The organism is bacterium (assembly GCA_026414725.1).
Lineage (GTDB): Bacteria > Ratteibacteria > UBA8468 > B48-G9 > JAFGKM01 > JAAYXZ01.
This window is the reverse complement of the sequence record JAOAIL010000024.1, coordinates 1-18,028: the sequence shown is the minus strand read 5'-3', so window position 1 is coordinate 18,028 and position 18,028 is coordinate 1. Positions and strand designations below refer to the sequence as shown.

Genomic DNA, 18,028 nt, shown 5'->3' with positions numbered 1-18,028 from the left:
GTAATCAGTGGGTAAACTCATACAAGCGGTTGGTGGTGGGATATGAAGCGCCGGTGTATATCTGCTGGGCAAGGAGGAACCGCAGTGCACTTGTAAGGGTGCCTATGTATCAGCCGGGAAAGGAGAAATCCACCAGGATAGAGTTTCGTTCACCTGACCCAGCGTGTAATCCCTATCTTGCCTTTGCGACGATGGTATCAGCAGGTATGAAAGGTATAGAAGGGAAATATGCCTTAACAGAGCCACTGGAACGGGATGTATATCATCTTACAGAGGAAGAGATGAAGCAGTTAGGGGTTGAGTGTCTGCCTGGCAGTTTAATAGAAGCGATAGAGGTAGCAGAAGGTAGTCAGTTGCTAAAAGAGACATTAGGAGAACATATATTCACCAACCTTATAGCAGCAAAGAAGATAGAATGGGATGAATACAGAAAACAGGTACATGAATATGAAATAAAAACATATCTGCCTGTTCTGTAAAAAATATTTATATATCTGTTTTTAAGAAATGCTGGAGAGAAAGTGCAGCACCACCCAGTGCTCCCTGTTCTTTTCCCATAGAGGAAATTACAAAATCTACTTTTTCTCCATAAATGATATTTTTTCTTATATTATTAAACAATACATCTATAAACCTATTGCCAAATTTTTTAAGATTACTATCAAGAACTACCATTTCAGGATTTAAAAGTTTAACTACATTTGCCACTGAAATCCCCATATACTCTGATGCTTCTTCTACTATCTTTTTAACAAAAGGAATGTCTTTTTCATATGCTTTTACAATATTTTCAATAGAGACATCCTCTGAAGAACTCTTACTCTTATAGATATTTCTAACCTTTGCTTCTATTGAAGGTATGCTTGCTATTGCCTCAAGACATCCTTTATTACCACATTTACACTTTTCTTCTCTCCCGGGAAAGTTAAAATGTCCCATCTCCCCTGCTATTTCCATATAGCCACCTACAACTCTATTATCACTTATAATTCCACAGGAGATACCTTCACCGTACTCCACAAAAATAAGGTCGCTGATTCCCTTTCCTGTACCAAAAAGATGCTCTGCGAGTACCTTTGCCTGCGATGTATTTATCAAAAAAACTTTGAATTTCAATTTTTCTTCAAGGTATTTTTTCACAGGTACATTTCTCCATGAGGGCATTATAGTAGAAGAAAGGGAAATACCTTTTTCTATATCAATAACACCGGGGTCTACAAAACCCATACCATATATTCTTTTATATGGTACCCCTGCTCTTTTTATTAAAAGATTCACTATAGAGTTTATATCTGACAGAATCTCACTGCTCTTCTCTCTTCTTGATACTTTGCATAATTCGGTATGGACTATTTCGCCCTTAAAATTAAGGAGAACTGAATGTATCTCTTCTGGTCTTAATTCACAACCAATAAAAAATTTCCCTTCCGGTATAATCTCAAGTGTCTTTTCTTTTCTACCAATACCCTGTCGATTTTTAAGTTTACCTGTTTCTTTAACAAGACCCTCATTTATTAAATCTCTTACTGCTTCGGTAATGGTGGCAAGTCGTATACCTGTTATTTCTCCAATTCTTATTCTTGATACCTTCTGGTTATTATAAATAAAATTGAGTATATATCTTCTATAATACTCATTCTTCCTGACCTTTATCATTCATCTTCTCCTTTTTATCTTAAAAATTGTCTGTCAAAAAATAATTCTGAAAATTCTATAACAGTAGGTCTTCCATGAGGACACACAAATGGTGTTTCACACTTTAACAGTTCATTTTTTATATTTATCGCCTCTTCTTCTGTTATCCTATCCCCTGCACTAACCGCTCCTTTACATGCTTTTCTTGCAAGTGTCTCTTTATCACTCTTTATAAAATCCCTCTCTGCAAGGATATTTCTTATAGATACCACAGGATTTTTTATTACCTGAGGGAAACCATGCAGAGCAATGGAATGTGCATCCCATCTTGTTGTAAGAAAACCTAATCCTTCTAAGATATTATTTCCTTCTTCCCATACAATTATCTCTTCGGAGCTTAATTTTATTATCAGGGGCGTCAGTAATCTCTGTATATCCACTGCTCCACTTTCCCATTGTCTTTTCAAAATTTCAAATCTTATCCTTTCATGGACAGCATGCTGGTCCATAATAAGAAGTGTCTCTCCTGCATCAAAAAATAGATATTTGTTTTTATAACTTCCTATATAACAAGCATCTTTCAACTTTGCTCGTATCCCTTCACATTCAGGCACACTCTCTCTTTTTACATCAAACAGTTCCTGTTTTATATCAGATATACAGGGAATTACCTTTTCCATCTCATTACTTCCCACTTTTTCATAACATACCTTTCCATCTTCTACCACTTTACCTCTCGCTTTCTTCAATAAAATCTCCCTGGAGAAATCAAAAAGCAGAGAACATATATAACCCTCTTCTTTTAATTTAACCTCTCTCTTTGAAGGATGGATATTTACATCAACATCTTCTGGTTGTAAGTAGATAAATACAGCAAAGGCAGGATATATATCCTTAGGAAATATATCTCCATAAACAGAATTCATTGTGTAAGATAAATTTCTATTATAAACAGGTCTGTTATTGACGAATATATACTGCCTGTTCTTTACAGGAAACTTAAGATTGATATCGCCGAGTAAAACTTTTAATAAGGAGTTTTTTTCTTTTATCTCTTTTTCCCCAGATACAACATAGTCCTTATTAAGTGCTGCCACTTCACAAAATCTATCAATTATATCTTCGGACCGGTTAAAATTAAAAATGTTTTTGCCATTATGTATAAGAGAGAATTTTTTATTAGGAAATGCAATTGTATAGGGAATAATGATATTAACTATCTTTCTGAATTCCGTAGTGTCTGATTTTAAAAACTTCCTCCTCGCTGGAGTATTAAAAAATAATTCTCTCACCTCAACTGTTGTTCCCTCTTTCCGGGATATATCTCGTACTCCTATATTAACTCCTCCTCTGATATGAATTTCTCTTCCACCTCCCTCAATACCTTTTGCTCTACTCTGCAATAAAACATCTGAAACAGCACCTATACTGTAAAGCGCCTCTCCCCTGAAACCCAACGATTTTATACTGTAAAGGTCATTATAACTATCTATCTTGCTCGTAGCATGTCTGTTAAAAAGTTTTTCAACATCATCCGGCTCTATACCTTCTCCATCATCTTTTACAGAAATTAGTTTTTTCCCGCCTGACTTTATTTCAATGATTATATTTTCTGCATCTGCATCAAGAGAATTCTCTATAAGTTCTTTTACAACTGAAGCGGGACTTTCAACAACTTCACCTGCAGCAATTCTACTTACTATGGATTCTGATAAAAATTTAACCTTTCCCATTTTCTTTTATCTCTTCTTGAATTTTTTTAAGTTTAATACTTACTTCAAGTGGAGGTGTATTTTCAACATCTATAGTGAGTATTTCTTCTTTTAATCTCTTAAGAACTTCTATCTCTTTTTTAATCTCATCATACGGACTACCCTTTATCTCTGTAAAAAGTGAAGGGGTATCTACCCTCATCTCCCCTATTATGTGTTCTCTTAATGTCCCCTGAAGTTCAAGTTTTGAAAGAATCTCATCAGCACGTTTTATAATAGTTTCAGGAACACCTGCCAGTTTTGCTACATAGATACCATAACTTTCATCCGTACCACCTGGCATAATCTTGTGAAGGAAGATTACATCATTACCACTTTTTTTAACTGCTACATTGTAATTTTGAACCCCTCTATTATTTTCAGCAAGTCCTGTAAGTTCATGGAAATGAGTGGCAAAGAGTGTTCTTGTCTTACAACTTACAAGATATTCAGCAACTGCCCATGCGAGAGAAAAACCATCATATGTACTTGTCCCTCTGCCTATTTCATCAAGAACTACTAAACTTCTCTTTGAAAGATTGTTTATTATACTGGCTGTTTCATTCATCTCAACCATAAACGTACTCTGTCCTCTCGTTATTTCATCATGAGCACCTATACGGGTAAATATCTTATCCACAAGTCCAATTTTGGCTATCTTTGCAGGAACAAAACACCCTGCCTGTGCCATTATAACAATAAGAGCAACCTGTCTTATATAGGTTGACTTACCTGCCATATTAGGACCTGTGATAATTAAAAAATGGTTTTCTTTATTATCCATAATGGTATCATTTGGAATAAACATTTCTTCTATATTTTTTTCCACAACAGGATGTCTCCCATCCTTAATAATTATCTCAAATCCATCGTCTATGTCAGGCATAACATAACCATTTCGTTCAGAAATATCTGCAAGTGAACAGAGAACATCTAATTCAGCGATAGAAGAAAAAAGTTTTTGAAGAGAGGAAGAATGTCTGAGTATCTCTGCTTTCACACTTTCAATCACTTCTTTCTCTATAGATAGTATTCTTTCCTCTGCTGTTAATATCTTTTCTTCAAATTCCTTCAATTGAGGAGTGATAAATCTCTCTGCATTTACAAGTGTTTGCTTTCTTATATAGTCATTCGGGACAAGGTGAAGGTTTGGTTTTGTTATCTCTATGTAATATCCGAAAACCGTATTATATCCTATCTTCAAAGAGTTTATTCCTGTTCGTTCAATCTCATTTTTCTGCAATTGCCTCAACCACTCCTTCACATTCTCCCTTATATCCCTTAATTCATCCAGTTCCCTGTTATAACCTTTCTTTACAAAATATCCTTCATATCCAGTAGAAGGTAAATCTGTTTCTACTATCAATGACAAAAATTCTCTTAACTCTGGAATGTCTTCTATAACAAAATAAGGATTTTCTATCCCCTGAAGTATCTGTTTGAAAAGTGGAATTTTCTCAAGCAGACCGGTAATTAAAAGAATATCTTTAACAACATCTGAATAACCACAACTTATTTTAGAAAGTGACTTTTCCGGGTCTCCTGTACCCTTTAGAACATCCACTATCTCTTTTCTCAATCTCTGATTTTCTATGAGTAGTTTAACAGCATCCTGCCTTTTTTTTATTTTATGAATATCAAGAAGTGGATAATAAACCCATTGTTTAAGTTTCCTTTTTCCCATAGGTGTAACTGTGGTATCCATAATAGAGATGAGCGACTCTATTTCAAGTCCATAAAAAGCCGAAGGAGAGATATAAAGATAATCCGTATCTGTATAAATGGTTATTTTCGTGATATGCCCCAGGGGTTTCCTATTTATCTGTCTGAGATATTCAAGTAAAGCACCACAACTTCTTGTTGCACCTTCATTATCTTCTATCCCGAAGCCAGACAGATTTGTTGTTCCAAAGTGTTCACAAAGATTTTTCTCTGCTATTTCTCTATTAAATATCCAGTCATCACAGGGACTCATTGCTATTTTTTTCCATTTCAAAACTGGAACATTAAATATGTCTTCCACTATCTCCTTTTTATCTTCGGGAAATATACATTCATAAAGCGGTATTCTGGAAAGTATTTCTGCTGTTTTTAAATGGCTTTGAAAAGAATTTGTATATATTGTCCCACCTTCTGTATAATCAACAAATGCAATACCTGTATATTTTTTATCAGGATATATTGCTGCTATATACCTTGATTCCGGAGAATTTTCATCTATAAATGTTCCTGATGTAATAAGACGGACCACCTCTCTTCTTACTATACCTTTGGCTACTGCTGGGTCCTCCACCTGTTCACATATTGCTACCTTATATCCTGCTTTTATAAGTTTAGATATATAACTATCTGCAGAATGATATGGAATACCACACATAGGAACCTTACCTGAACTGCCTGCACTTCTTGATGTTAAAACCAGTTCAAGTATATGTGATGCTACCCTGGCATCCTCATAAAACATTTCATAAAAGTCCCCTAAACGGAAAAAGAGGATATAATCAGGGTATGCTTTTTTTATCTCGTTATATTGTTTAAGCATTGGTGTAAGATTTTCCATAGCAATATAATTATACCACAGGAAGATAAACCCTAAATTTTAAACCTGCCTTTTATTTTTTATATTATTTATATTATTTCTTATGCTGTGTAGTGTTATAATAATAAACTATGGGGAAAATTTATGACATTATTGTTGTTGGGGGCGGACATGCGGGAATAGAAGCATCTCTTGCAGGAGCAAGGATGGGATGTTCTGTGTTATTTATCACTTTTACAAAAGATAAAATTGGTTATATGTCCTGTAATCCTGCGGTAGGAGGTGTAGGGAAAGGACAACTTGTAAAAGAAGTTGATGCACTCGGTGGAGAAATGGCTAAAGCAACAGATAAAACAGGTATACAGTTTAGAATACTAAACAGTTCCAAGGGACCTGCGGTCTGGTCATCAAGAGCACAGGTAGATAGAAAAAAATATGCAATTTATATGCAGGAAGTTGTATCAAGTGAAAAGAATATTGAAGTTATAGAAGGAGAAGTTACAGCACTTATAATAGAAAACAACGAAATAAGGGGAATAGAGATAGACGGAGAAAAAATATCTGCAAAAACTGTCATACTTGCTCCGGGGACATTCCTGAATGGAACAATATATATCGGTATGGAAACAATGTCAGGAGGGCGGATTGAAGAGACGAAAACAAGTAAAAAGTTATCAGAGTGGCTTAAAAAATACGGCTTTGAAATGCTACGGTTTAAAACAGGCACCTGTGCACGTCTTGATGGGAAAACAATAAATTTTGATAAATTGAAACCACAGTATGGAGATGAACCACCTGTTCCTTTTTCTTTCTCAACAGAAAAACTTGAAATCAGGCAGCTGCCCTGTTATATCACCTATACAAATGAAAAAACACATAAAATCATCAGAGAAAACCTGAACCGTTCACCTCTCTTTACAGGTCTGATAACAGGTACAGGAGTAAGATACTGTCCTTCACTTGAAGATAAAGTAGTAAAATTCCCCCATCATACCAGACATCATGTATTCCTTGAACCAGAAGGACTGGATACAGATATTTATTATCCTAACGGAATCTCTACAAGTTTACCTCTGGATGTACAGGAAGAATTCATACATACTATAGAAGGATTAGAAGATGTAAAGATAGAAAGATATGGATATGGTATAGAGCATGATGTTGTAGAACCAACTCAGATATATCCAACACTTGAAACAAAAAAGATAAAGGGGCTATTTCTTGCAGGACAGATAAACGGTACAACAGGATATGAAGAGGCATCTGCACAAGGACTTATCGCAGGAATAAATGCTTCTCTGAAAGTTAAAAATCAACCGCCATTTATTCTTGATAGAGCAACTGCTTATATTGGTGTTCTTATTGACGACCTGACAACCAAAGGGACGAAAGAACCATACAGAATGTTTACCTCAAGGGTTGAATATCGCTTACTGCTAAGAGAAGATAATGCTGACATAAGGTTACGTGATGCCGGCTACAGATTGGGACTGGTTAATAAAGACGATTGGGAAAAAACAATATATAAAAAACAAAAAATAGAAGAAATTATATATAAACTTAAAAAAGAAAAAATTACTGTTGAGAATGGCAGGATAACTCTTTTTGAATATCTTACTAAATCTGGAACTAATATAAAGTCAATTATAAAAGAAAATGATTATGATGCAGATATTCTTAGAAAAGTAGAGATAGAGGTTAAATATAGCCCTTATGTAAAGCAGATGTTAGCAGAAATAAAAGAGTTTAAAAATCTTGAAAAAATCAAAATACCTTCAGATATTGATTATAATAAAATTCCAGGTCTTTCCCTTGAAATTAAGGAAAAACTTTCTGCTTTAAAACCACTTACACTCGGACAGGCAAGTAGAATATCAGGAATAACACCTGCTTCAATATCCACATTGCTGATATATTTAAAGAAGAAGAACATATTTGACTGAGTTTAATTTATATTCTATTATCAAAATATATGGAAAAACAGAAACTTTTATCTGTATTCAAAGATATTCCAGTCATACTTCTACAGGTTGATAAAAAAGGGATTATATTAGATATATTACTATTAAATGAACCACCAAAGTCCTATTCAAAATCTCTTATAGGGAAAAATCTATCTGATATCTTCCCTGATGAAATAACAGAGAACTTACAAAATAATCTACAATATGTACCTGAAACGCAGGGCTTAAAAGAATTTTCCTTTAATCTTACCATAGAACAATCTCTATTTTTCTTTAAAACCTATATGCTGCCTATAAAAAGGAATACATTCATTCTGGCTTTACATAATATTACTTACTATAAAAATATAGAATCAAAAGAACAAAAATATAAAGATATTATAAAAGAACATGCTCAACTCCTTTCTCTGTTTGATTCTATTGACCACATTATTTATGTAACAGATATGGATACATATGAAATCCTTTATGTAAATAAGGCATTGCAAAATAGAATAGGTTATCCACTTGTAGGGAAGTTATGTTATAAAGAATTCCAGAATCTTGATTCCCCCTGTCCATTCTGTACAAATCATATAATAAAAAATAGCAACTACCAGCCATACTACTGGGAATTTCATAATAAAAAGTTAAAGGCATATTTTCACATCACAGACAGGGTAATAAAATGGCCTGATGGAAGAGATGTAAGATTTGAACTTGCAATAGATATAACAAAACAGAAAGAACTTGAAAAGGAACTCAAAATCCTTGCATCTACAGATGAACTTACAGGTGTCTGGAACAGAAGATATTTTATACATCAAGGCAACCATGAATTTGAAAGGGCTATCAGATACAATATCCCTTTCTCGCTTATTTTAATTGATGTGGATAGATTCAAAAGAATAAACGACAGTTATGGACATATTGCAGGTGATACGGTTATAAAAAAAATTTCAAATATTATTTTAAAAAACCTCAGGGAACTTGATGTATGTGCCCGTATAGGTGGAGATGAATTCGGTATAATCCTGCCAAATACAGAAATATCAGGTGCAGAAATACTTGCAGAAAGATTAAGAATCATAATTTCAAAAGAGACATTTAAATATGAGGCATATAAAATTAAATCTACAATCAGTATAGGACTAACAGGATATAAAAAGGAAATTAGCAGTTTTGAAGAAATGTTCAAACTGGCGGATAGCGCCCTATACGAAGCCAAAGAAAGAGGTAGAAATATTACCATTTCAAAACATTATTAATTTATACTTACTCTCATTTATATATTCAGCCCTTATTAAGAGAAAAAAGGAAGTACCAATGAGAACATAACTTTTTTTTCAAGATAAGTTTTATAAGTCAAATTATTCCTGTAAGTTTTTGAATAATGATATAATATTTTTATGAAAAGTATATTTATAGCAGCAACAAGACAGAATGATGGTAAAACAGTTATAAGTATAGGACTTCTTCTCGCTTTAAAAAAATATATTAAAAAGATTGGCTTTATAAAGCCAGTTGGACAGAAGTATTTAGTAGTGGATGGTAAAAAAATTGATAAAGATGCTGTCCTTATCAAAAAATTAGGTGAAATTGAAGACGACCTTGCAGATATAAATCCTATTGCAGTTGAAGAGGGTTTTACAAAAGAATATCTTGATAATCCAAATCGTGAAGAACTGATAGAAAAGATAAAGAAAAGTTATGAAAAAATATCAAAGGATAAAGATTTTGTCATTATAGAAGGGACAGGACATGCAGGAGTTGGCTCTGTCTTTGACCTAAACAATGCAGAAGTTGCAAGAGTTCTGAAGGCACCTACGGTTATGATATCTGTAGGAGGTATAGGAAGACCTGTAGATGAAATCTCTCTTAACCTTTCTTTGTTCAGAGAAAAAAATGTTGAGGTAAAGGGAGTTATTATCAATAAAGTGAACGATACAAAGAAACCAACTATTGAAAAATATCTCAACATATTCTTTTCTAAAATAAATTTAAAACTTATTGGACTTTTACCCTATATTGATTACCTGACTGAACCAAACCTGTTTCAAATATGTGAAGCAGTAAATGGAAAAGTTCTATCAGGATATGAAAAGATGGGGCAGAAAGTAAAAAACATTGTGGTTGGTGCAATGACACCGAGACATGCGCTTGATTATTTCAAACCAGAAAGTTTACTTATAACCCCGGGTGATAGAGAGGACCTAATACTTGCAGCACTTTCTATAATCCCACAGGATTTAATCAAAGGCATAGTCCTTACAGGAGGGCTATATCCTCACAAAACAATATTAGACCTTATTAAACAATATGACTTACCAGTGATTATTGCCCCAATTGGTACCTATGAGGTTGCTTCTGCATTACATGAACTTATTGTAAAAATAACAGAAAAAGATATTGATAAGATTGAAATAGCGAAGAAAATTGTTGAGGAAAATATAGATATTGATAAAATTTTAGGGTAAAAGGACCTACTCACCTTAACTGTCTAAAAATATAAAAGTAATGATGGGGTGAGAAATTTTTTAAAACTCTGTCAAAGATTTCTAAAATATGTGAGAAATTTTCTCATGTTTACAAAAATCGTCAAAATATTGAAAAAGGAGTGTTTTTATGAAAAAACTAATAATAGTAGTATGTATTATTCTTTATATCAGTATCTCATTCTGTGAAACAATAGGGGAGTTAAAGAAAAAGAGCAGAACAGACCCAAACTACAAACCGGTATTTGTCTCCTCTGTATCTATTGACCCTGCTAAAGTAACACTGATTGATGGAAGGACTTTTTATAATGCTGGTTATGGTGCAACAACAGGATATGATGGTAAGAGATTGAATTATACCTTGAAAAATACAAATAAAGAACCTTACAAGGGACTTTTCGGTGATTTTTTGATTGATGAGTATGGTAATCTATTCATTGAATATGCAGAATTTAAAATTACAGAAGAAGGGTGCAAGGTTATCTCTTCAAAGATAATAAGAGTGAAGAAACTGGAGTGGGAATAATTATAATTCCCTGTCTAAACTGCGGTACTGGATTACTTCTGCAAGATGATGTGGTTTAATATCTTCTTAACAATCAAGGTCTGCTATGGTGCGCACTACCTTCCTTATCCTGTCATAGGCACGGGCTGAAAGATGCATACTCTCTATCGCTGATTTAATCAAACGCTGACACTCCTCATTTAATATACAGTATTTTTTCAGGTGAGATGTTGTCATATGCCCATTAAAATATATACCCTCTCCTGCCCTCTCTGGGCAACTATCCCTGATGTAGAATTCAGGGCACAGGATGACCATCCATTTATTATGGGAGAGTTTGTATGGACCGGCTTTGACTATCTCGGAGAACCCACTCCTTACTATGAGGAATGGCCCAGTAGAAGTTCATACTTTGGGATTATTGACCTCTGTGGAATACCTAAAGATAGATTTTACCTGTATCAGAGTAGATGGGCACCAGAAAAGGGAACATTGCATATACTACCCCACTGGACATGGAATGGATATGAAGGAAAGATAATCCCTGTCCATTGTTATTCTACATGGGATACAGTGGAACTCTTTTTAAATGGTAAGTCCTGTGGTATTAAAAATAAAGACCCTAAAAACCTCATAAACAGATACCGACTTATCTGGTATGTGGTTTATGAACCAGGAGAATTAAAAGCAGTTGCGTATGATAAAGATGGCAATCCAGTAAAAGAAACCACTTTAAGAACAGCAGGAAGGCCTGCTGAAATCCATCTTAAACCTGATAGAAAAGAAATGAAGTGTGATGGTGAGGATATGGCTTTTGTATATGTGGATATTATTGATGAGAAAGGCACTCTATGTCCGAATGCAGACAATCTGATAAATTTTAAAATTGAAGGACCTGCCGAAATTGTTGCAGTAGATAATGGAGACCCAACATCTACAGAACCGTTCTACCTGCCTTACAGAAAGGTATTTAATGGAAGGTGTGTGGTATATATCAGGTCATTGGAAGGTAAAACAGGGTATATTAAACTCATCGCTGAATCAGAAGGCCTGAAAAATGGTGAGATAACCATAATAGTGAAATGAGCCCCTACTATAAATTCTCTGAATACCTTAAAGAAAGATACGGATGCAGGGTCCATAAAATTACTGTGGATGCGGGATTTACCTGTCCTAATATTGATGGAACATTGAGTAAAAATGGCTGTATATTCTGTGATAACTACTCCTTCAGTCCACCTGTAAGGACAAAAAATGTATCTCTGGAAGAGCAGATTGAAGAAGGGATAAGATACGGAAGAGAAAGATATAAAGCAGAAAAATTTATTGTATATTTCCAGCCATATTCTAATACCTATGCACCAGTACATATTCTGAAAGAGAAATATGATGTAATCAAAAAATTCCCTGATGTAGTGGGTATCTCCATAGGAACAAGACCTGACTGTATAGATGAAGAGAAAATTTCACTTATTCAAAGATATACAAAAGATTATGAGGTCTGGCTTGAATATGGCTTACAGTCAATACATAACAAGACACTCAAACTTATTAACAGAAACCATACCTATGAGGACTTTATTAAAGCGATAGAGATAACAAAAGAGAAAAATATAAAAGTATGTGCACATGTGATTATAGGACTACCTGAAGAAACAGAAAAAGAGATAATAGAAACAGCAAAGGAATGTGCCCGACTGAAACTTGATGGAATCAAAATACATCCTCTTTATATTGTAAAGGGTACCTTTCTTGAGAAGATGTATATTGAAAGTAAATATACACCACTTACTATGGAAGAGTATATTGACATAACTGCCAAGTTTATTGGACATCTCTGGAAAGGTACTGTCATCCAGCGGCTTACTGCTGACTGTCCTCCTGAAGTTCTTGTTGCTCCTTTATGGATAAAAGAGAAACAAAAACTCCTTACCCTACTTGAACAACAAATGAGAGAAAAAGGAATATATCAAGTATAAAGTTAATGTATACGTTCAACACCAGTTATTCCAATAAGTACAGGGCTAAAAGCATAATTATCTCCACTAACAAAATCTATACTCGTTATTACCTCATTAGGACGAGGATTCTCCCATTTTGTAATAAAGAACCTTACTTTAAAACCCTCCGCACGTGGATGGGGATGGTCTGTTTCCCATGTAGGTTTGCAAATCACTGGTGACATTGATATGACTTAATTTTTCTTTTAACTTCTCATAAGGTGTTTTTCCATTGAGAGAGCCATGTGGTCTATGGTAATTATAAAAATTTTTCCACTCTTTCAATTTCTCATTTATTATAATCCCTTTAAGCATTCTGTAAACTCTTCCTCATCAATTTTTTGGGAACGTTCTACTTTACCATTCAACCATAGCATAATCTATAAAATCAATGGAGTTTTTCTGGTTCAATCTGTCATATATCTTCATAATCCTGATTATTGTGCAATAATCTATCGCTGTATATTGATAATATCTCTCCTGTGAAGAAGAAACTTCTCTCTCAAGAAACTTCACATCAACTTGAAGATAATATCTAGGTAAGGGTTTCTCATATCTTTTAAATCTTTGATTGTAAGGTAGTCGGTTCATCTTCAATCTCTTCAGTATCCGCCACACTCCACAACAATTAATTTCAATACCATGATATCTTTCTAAATACATCTTTATCTTGATAGAACTGAAGTGATAGTACTATCTGAGATATACAATCTTTTCTATTACTTTTGGTGGTGTCGCTTTTGGAAAATGAATAGGTCTTCGGAACCGTTCTATTAAACCATCCTCCCCATCTTTTAAATATCTGTTATGTCTCTTATAGTAGGTTTTCTTGGAAATACCATAATACATCCATATCTTTGCTACATTTCCAGTTATTTCCTCTACATGTCTAAACCATCCAATCCTCATCTTAATTTGTCTTTCTCTATCTATCATAATATCCCTACACTTTTAAAAATAATCCTTAAATTGTATAATCTGTCATCTCTCTCTATCAGTTTTATCAATTCCTTTTTTCTTACCATTATAGTATCAAGTAAGGTGGGTATGGAAAAAGAACTTTTTCAGGAGAAATTTTGGCAATATAAACCTACTTAATTTAACTGATTTTATAGATTGCAATCCTCTTAAAAAGTAAGAAATAGCGCACTATAAGGAGATATTACCAGATTCCCTTCGCCAGCCGTATTAAAGAATAAACCCTCTCCTTGTGAAATATTATCGGCAGTACAGTAAAGAAATTTAACAGGGAAATTAAATCCATAGGTAAACTTTGGTGTATATCCAGCCATTTTTATCCTTACTGTTTTAGATGTCTCTGCAAAGTTTACCATTACTATAGATGCCTCTTTATCATCTCTTACTGCTATTGCTTCAAAGTTATCAGTTGCTCCTCTTTTTCCTATGAATACCTTTTCTTTGCCTGCAACATGCTTGATGAAAAAGTAATGGATATGTCCAATAGGTCTTATATATATTTTCTTCTCATACCCCTGTGGCGGTGAAGGAATAACTCTGAAATGTATACTTGCTCCATCATCTGGACCGAAAAGCCCATAGGCAGCTGTTTTGACATCATGTATCATACCTGAAAAACAATCTGTCTGACAGAGATAGGTTAAAGCAAGGGCATTCCAGACACCACCAAAAGGAGAACATAACATAGGGTCAAGGGGGTCCCATGCATGGTAGTTAAGATGGTATTCTGATACAATTACAGGTATTTTTCTCCCTAAAATCTTTTCACTTATCTTTTGTGAAGCAAGGACATTTGAACCAAGATAATATGTTCTGGAAAATACACTTTCTTTATATGATTTCCCGGCATCACCAAACTGCTCTTGCAATTTAGCGAGGTCTGTAAAAACCCCTTCATTAGGTCCAGCAGACCCTGTTGGATAAAGATGCCAACTGATAAAATCAAGTTCAGGGTATCTTTTTAAAAGTGCTTCTATCCTGCCGAGTGTAGGCCAGGCATCCACAGGTCCACCTACCTTCAGTTCAGGATTTATCTCTTTTATTGCTTTACATAAACAGGTATATATCTGCAGGAAGTCCTCTGGATTCTTTTCCCAGTATCCACCCCACCACTCATTTGCTGGCTCCCAGTATTCCACCACTACATTTCCAGGACTGCCATACCTTCTTACCAGTTGCTGAATTGCTTCCTTTGTTTTTGATACCTGCTCTTCTGTAATTTTACTATTATAGTCCCATCCTGGAGGGACTGTAAATGGTGCAAAAAGAATCTTTTCTACACCCCACTTTTCTCTTGCCGTTTTTACAAACCTGTCTACTTCCTTAAAGTTCCACCAGTTACCTTCACTATCCGGTTCTTTTGCCATTCCAACCTGTGCCCTTAATAAACTTCCTTTGAAAAACTCCTGCATCATCTTATCCCATTCTTCATTGTCAAGTAGATGCTGTGGAATACCATTGATATTTGCACTTGCAAGGTATGGACTTACCTTCCCTGTCTTTGTAGTAAGATCAATCTCAAGTTCAATAATATTCCCTTTTTTTAACATAGATTCTTCTGCCATCTTCTTCTCCTCTGTCTCTATTCTTGAATATATCCCCTCAGGAGTAAAAGATAGATAAGGGGTCACTATAACACAATCAATCCCTCCTTCTAACGCACCTTCTGCAAAATGTGGGGATGTCATAATAACAAAACTTTCTCCGAGTTGTGAGAAGGTAAAGTCACCAAACTTATTCCATTTCCATACAGGGTCTCTATACCACAACCATGTAATCTCTTTTGCATCTTTATCTTTAAGACATATACTGCATCCTTTATGCCTTATCCAGATAGCATATTTTGTGTTTTTATTATCAGACGATGGCAACTTAAGAATGTGGAGATAACCTGAATCTTTAGTCCAGGAAACATACTTCCCACCACTGCAATTACTGTCTTCTTTTATTTTACCTCCCTGATATTCTAAAAAGTCCTCTGCCTCATAAAGTACAGTCCCTGCAGGGAAATTACCATTGGAAAACAAAATCCTACTTATGATAAACAATAACCCCACACCACATCCTATCTTCCTCTTCATATTTCCACCCCTTCCATAATTGACTATTTACTATTGCTTATGAAGGTCCTGTAAAAAACCTGTCCAGTTCCAGTCCTCAGGCCATGTTGGCTTTAAACTGATTATTGTTGACTCCTTTATTGGCCTTACATCCCCTCCTATAAACAGAACATTACACATACCGAGATGTCTACTCTCACATACATTATAATAGTAATATATTCTATGCAATGCCATAACATTTGTTGGCTTAATCCTACTGAGTTTATAGTGGGGAGTAAACATAAAACTACTTCTAAGTGTCCTATAGTAACACTCTCTCCAACTCTTTTCTATCCAGTTAGGATTTTCAAGACCATACTGTGTAACTTTTGGGGCAGAGGGACACACAAATATAACTCCTAATGGGAGATACTTCAATGAATATAACTTTCCGTAGTTTACCCATTGGTCTGTTTCTTCTAAATGACATAGAAAAGAATATAAAAAACTCTGGGGGGAGGAGACCTCTACTGTCGGCAACCACTCACCATAGTCCTCGGCATACATCATTGCTCCGAGATGTATCTGCTTTAAGTTATTCATACATACCGCCTGCCTTGCCTTTTCCCTCGCCTGAGAAAGTGCAGGTAGCAATATCGCTGCAAGGATTGCAATGATTGCTACCACTACCAACAACTCTATTAATGTAAAGCCATTCCTTCTTATCTTACGCCTCCTCCTTAACTTTTGGGTCTACATTATATTAGTATTTATGAAGGTCCCGTAAAAAACTTGTCCAGTTCCAGTCTTCAGGCCATGTTGGCTTTAAACTGATTATTGTTGACTCCTTTATTGGCCTTACATCCCCTCCTATAAATAGAACATTACACATACCAGCATGGTTAACTTCACACCTATTAGCATAAAAATAGATTCTCGGCAATGCCATAACATTTGATGGTCTGGTCCTGCTTAGTTTAACCTCTGGAGTGTATATATAAGTACTTCTGAGTGTCCTCCATCCGCAGTTTACCCAGTTTGATTCTACCCGGTTAGAGATTTCAAGCCCGTACTGTTTCTCCCAGCGGTCTGAGGGACAGACAAATGTGAGTCCAGCAGATATGTATTTTAATGTGTATAACTTCGCATATCCATACCACAGGTTATTGCCCTCTGAATGGAAGAAAAAAGAGTTTAAAAACTTCTGGGTAGTACTGTTCTCTATGGTCGGCAACCACTCATCGTAGTCCTGTGCATACATCATTGCTCCGAGGTGTATCTGCTTTAAGTTATTCATACATACTGACTGTCTCGCCTTTTCCCTCGCCTGAGAAAGTGCAGGTAGCAATATCGCTGCAAGGATTGCAATGATTGCTACCACTACCAACAACTCTATTAATGTAAAGCCATTCCTTCTCATCTTACACCTCCATTGTTTTTTATCTATGTAATCATCCACTGGTACTACCAGTGAATGGGAAACAAGGGAATCTATGTAATCATCCGGCATAAACGGATGGCTAAAAAGAAATATTTTATTATTTTTCATCTCTCTCCCCCTCTTAATTTACATCCACAGGAACTACCTGCATAAAACTCGGGATTTAAAACAACCTGCTCCCTCTTTCCTTTTTTCTGTATCTGCCTTAAAAGTATATCAATCGCATACCTGCCTAACTCAAAAACCGGCTGTCTGACCTGTGTAAGTTGTATATCAGGTGGAAGAACCAAAGGAAGTTCTGAACAGTGTATGATGGGTATGTCTTCCGGTATATCTATCTTCTGTTCAGCAATATATCTTAAAACACCATTTAAGACAATATTACCCATCACCACAATACATTCAGGAGACCCTGATAGGACCTTCTTTGCTCCCTTATAACCCTCTTCTGCATCTTCATCCTTTGCCAGATATATAATCTCTCTGTCTTCTTCAATCCCGTATCTTTTAAGACAACTTCTGTATCCTTCCAATGTATCTGCATAAACAGAGTATATGGGTCTTATTCCTATATACCCTATCCTTTTGAATCTATGTTCTGTAATAAAGTGTTCTACTGCTATATATGTCCGTTTTATATTGTCTGTATCTACGAAACTCCCTTTTTGATTGTTGCTTATTCTACCTATAGACACATAA

General features: G+C 35.1%; 19 protein-coding genes and 2 pseudogenes. 7 read left to right on the top strand and 14 right to left on the bottom strand.

Translation table 11 applies throughout. The features are described 5' to 3' along the window. Window positions 1-479, top strand: a 479-nt coding sequence (locus tag N3D17_06980) for a glutamine synthetase (GenBank protein MCX8083114.1), incomplete at its 5' end; no start/stop codon positions are given. Between the two features lie 7 nt (window positions 480-486). On the opposite strand, the gene N3D17_06975 is transcribed toward N3D17_06980, so the two are convergent. Genes N3D17_06975 through mutS form a run of 3 tightly spaced genes read right to left on the bottom strand, consistent with a single transcriptional unit; the run spans window position 487 to window position 5,928 of the window. Then, on the bottom strand, window positions 487-1,656 hold the full coding sequence (locus tag N3D17_06975) for an ROK family protein (GenBank protein ID MCX8083113.1): 1,170 nt from the start codon (window positions 1,654-1,656) through the stop codon (window positions 487-489). Window positions 1,657-1,670: 14 nt separating this feature from the next. Continuing rightward, the gene (gene mutL, locus N3D17_06970; protein MCX8083112.1) at window positions 1,671-3,368 is read right to left on the bottom strand and encodes a DNA mismatch repair endonuclease MutL; all 1,698 of its coding nucleotides are present in this window, start codon (window positions 3,366-3,368) and stop codon (window positions 1,671-1,673) included. Further along, window positions 3,355-5,928, bottom strand: a complete 2,574-nt coding sequence (gene mutS, locus N3D17_06965) for a DNA mismatch repair protein MutS (protein MCX8083111.1) — start codon at window positions 5,926-5,928, stop codon at window positions 3,355-3,357. Before mutS ends, mutL begins: the two co-directional genes overlap by 14 nt. Before the next feature lie 128 nt (window positions 5,929-6,056). Between mutS and mnmG the strand changes: the two genes are divergently transcribed. The 4 genes from mnmG (at window position 6,057) to N3D17_06945 (ending at window position 10,889) form a co-directional block, all read left to right on the top strand. After that, window positions 6,057-7,868 (top strand): tRNA uridine-5-carboxymethylaminomethyl(34) synthesis enzyme MnmG, encoded by a 1,812-nt coding sequence (gene mnmG / locus N3D17_06960; GenBank protein MCX8083110.1) that lies wholly within the window; start codon window positions 6,057-6,059, stop codon window positions 7,866-7,868. Between the two features lie 29 nt (window positions 7,869-7,897). Continuing rightward, the gene (locus N3D17_06955; protein MCX8083109.1) at window positions 7,898-9,136 is read left to right on the top strand and encodes a sensor domain-containing diguanylate cyclase; all 1,239 of its coding nucleotides are present in this window, start codon (window positions 7,898-7,900) and stop codon (window positions 9,134-9,136) included. Window positions 9,137-9,277: 141 nt separating this feature from the next. Then, window positions 9,278-10,345, top strand: a complete 1,068-nt coding sequence (locus N3D17_06950) for an AAA family ATPase (protein MCX8083108.1) — start codon at window positions 9,278-9,280, stop codon at window positions 10,343-10,345. A 148-nt stretch (window positions 10,346-10,493) separates the two neighbouring features. Then, window positions 10,494-10,889, top strand: coding sequence for a hypothetical protein (locus N3D17_06945; protein MCX8083107.1), 396 nt, complete (start codon window positions 10,494-10,496; stop codon window positions 10,887-10,889). 66 nt (window positions 10,890-10,955) lie between these two features. Here N3D17_06945 and N3D17_06940 read toward each other — a convergent pair whose 3' ends face one another. Continuing rightward, window positions 10,956-11,105, bottom strand: coding sequence for a hypothetical protein (locus N3D17_06940; GenBank protein ID MCX8083106.1), 150 nt, complete (start codon window positions 11,103-11,105; stop codon window positions 10,956-10,958). On the opposite strand from N3D17_06940, the gene N3D17_06935 reads away from it, so the two are divergent. Next, window positions 11,106-11,954 (top strand): DUF4982 domain-containing protein, encoded by an 849-nt coding sequence (locus N3D17_06935; GenBank protein MCX8083105.1) that lies wholly within the window; start codon window positions 11,106-11,108, stop codon window positions 11,952-11,954. It begins immediately after the preceding gene. Then, window positions 11,951-12,847 (top strand): TIGR01212 family radical SAM protein, encoded by an 897-nt coding sequence (locus N3D17_06930; protein MCX8083104.1) that lies wholly within the window; start codon window positions 11,951-11,953, stop codon window positions 12,845-12,847. Before N3D17_06935 ends, N3D17_06930 begins: the two co-directional genes overlap by 4 nt. A gap of 2 nt (window positions 12,848-12,849) precedes the next feature. Here the strand turns inward: N3D17_06930 and N3D17_06925 are convergent, their stop codons facing one another. From N3D17_06925 to N3D17_06880, 10 genes and pseudogenes are all read right to left on the bottom strand, one after another. Continuing rightward, window positions 12,850-13,053, bottom strand: coding sequence for a hypothetical protein (locus N3D17_06925; protein ID MCX8083103.1), 204 nt, complete (start codon window positions 13,051-13,053; stop codon window positions 12,850-12,852). Next, window positions 12,986-13,183, bottom strand: coding sequence for an integrase core domain-containing protein (locus N3D17_06920; GenBank protein MCX8083102.1), 198 nt, complete (start codon window positions 13,181-13,183; stop codon window positions 12,986-12,988). Before N3D17_06920 ends, N3D17_06925 begins: the two co-directional genes overlap by 68 nt. Window positions 13,184-13,225: 42 nt before the next feature. Then, entirely contained in the window at window positions 13,226-13,531 is a 306-nt protein-coding gene (locus N3D17_06915) for a hypothetical protein (protein MCX8083101.1), read from the bottom strand. A gap of 30 nt (window positions 13,532-13,561) precedes the next feature. Next, entirely contained in the window at window positions 13,562-13,804 is a 243-nt protein-coding gene (locus tag N3D17_06910) for a leucine zipper domain-containing protein (GenBank protein ID MCX8083100.1), read from the bottom strand. Window positions 13,805-13,995: 191 nt separating this feature from the next. Further along, on the bottom strand, window positions 13,996-15,927 hold the full coding sequence (locus N3D17_06905; GenBank protein MCX8083099.1) for a hypothetical protein: 1,932 nt from the start codon (window positions 15,925-15,927) through the stop codon (window positions 13,996-13,998). A gap of 30 nt (window positions 15,928-15,957) precedes the next feature. After that, a complete protein-coding gene (locus N3D17_06900) occupies window positions 15,958-16,542 on the bottom strand; it encodes a DUF1559 domain-containing protein (GenBank protein MCX8083098.1) in 585 nt (194 codons plus the stop codon). Further along, window positions 16,531-16,614 (bottom strand): annotated as a pseudogene (locus N3D17_06895) (prepilin-type N-terminal cleavage/methylation domain-containing protein). Before N3D17_06895 ends, N3D17_06900 begins: the two are co-directional and overlap by 12 nt. Before the next feature lie 37 nt (window positions 16,615-16,651). Next, window positions 16,652-17,236 carry a DUF1559 domain-containing protein gene (locus N3D17_06890; protein ID MCX8083097.1) on the bottom strand — a complete coding sequence of 195 codons (585 nt, stop codon included), beginning with the start codon at window positions 17,234-17,236 and terminating at the stop codon, window positions 16,652-16,654. After that, window positions 17,225-17,308: pseudogene (locus N3D17_06885) on the bottom strand (prepilin-type N-terminal cleavage/methylation domain-containing protein). The gene N3D17_06890 and the pseudogene N3D17_06885 overlap by 12 nt, the downstream one beginning before the upstream one ends. Before the next feature lie 125 nt (window positions 17,309-17,433). Further along, on the bottom strand, window positions 17,434-18,028 hold a 595-nt coding region (locus N3D17_06880; GenBank protein ID MCX8083096.1), incomplete at its 5' end, for a substrate-binding domain-containing protein.

Coding starts and splice junctions, on each gene's coding strand:
- N3D17_06975 (MCX8083113.1), bottom strand. CDS start 1,656: ATGATAAAGGTCAGGAAGAATGAGTATTATAGAAGATATATACTCAAT.
- mutL (MCX8083112.1), bottom strand. CDS start 3,368: ATGGGAAAGGTTAAATTTTTATCAGAATCCATAGTAAGTAGAATTGCT.
- mutS (MCX8083111.1), bottom strand. CDS start 5,928: ATGCTTAAACAATATAACGAGATAAAAAAAGCATACCCTGATTATATC.
- mnmG (MCX8083110.1), top strand. CDS start 6,057: ATGGGGAAAATTTATGACATTATTGTTGTTGGGGGCGGACATGCGGGA.
- N3D17_06955 (MCX8083109.1), top strand. CDS start 7,898: ATGGAAAAACAGAAACTTTTATCTGTATTCAAAGATATTCCAGTCATA.
- N3D17_06950 (MCX8083108.1), top strand. CDS start 9,278: ATGAAAAGTATATTTATAGCAGCAACAAGACAGAATGATGGTAAAACA.
- N3D17_06945 (MCX8083107.1), top strand. CDS start 10,494: ATGAAAAAACTAATAATAGTAGTATGTATTATTCTTTATATCAGTATC.
- N3D17_06940 (MCX8083106.1), bottom strand. CDS start 11,105: ATGACAACATCTCACCTGAAAAAATACTGTATATTAAATGAGGAGTGT.
- N3D17_06935 (MCX8083105.1), top strand. CDS start 11,106: ATGCCCATTAAAATATATACCCTCTCCTGCCCTCTCTGGGCAACTATC.
- N3D17_06930 (MCX8083104.1), top strand. CDS start 11,951: ATGAGCCCCTACTATAAATTCTCTGAATACCTTAAAGAAAGATACGGA.
- N3D17_06925 (MCX8083103.1), bottom strand. CDS start 13,053: ATGTCACCAGTGATTTGCAAACCTACATGGGAAACAGACCATCCCCAT.
- N3D17_06920 (MCX8083102.1), bottom strand. CDS start 13,183: ATGCTTAAAGGGATTATAATAAATGAGAAATTGAAAGAGTGGAAAAAT.
- N3D17_06915 (MCX8083101.1), bottom strand. CDS start 13,531: ATGTATTTAGAAAGATATCATGGTATTGAAATTAATTGTTGTGGAGTG.
- N3D17_06910 (MCX8083100.1), bottom strand. CDS start 13,804: ATGATAGATAGAGAAAGACAAATTAAGATGAGGATTGGATGGTTTAGA.
- N3D17_06905 (MCX8083099.1), bottom strand. CDS start 15,927: ATGAAGAGGAAGATAGGATGTGGTGTGGGGTTATTGTTTATCATAAGT.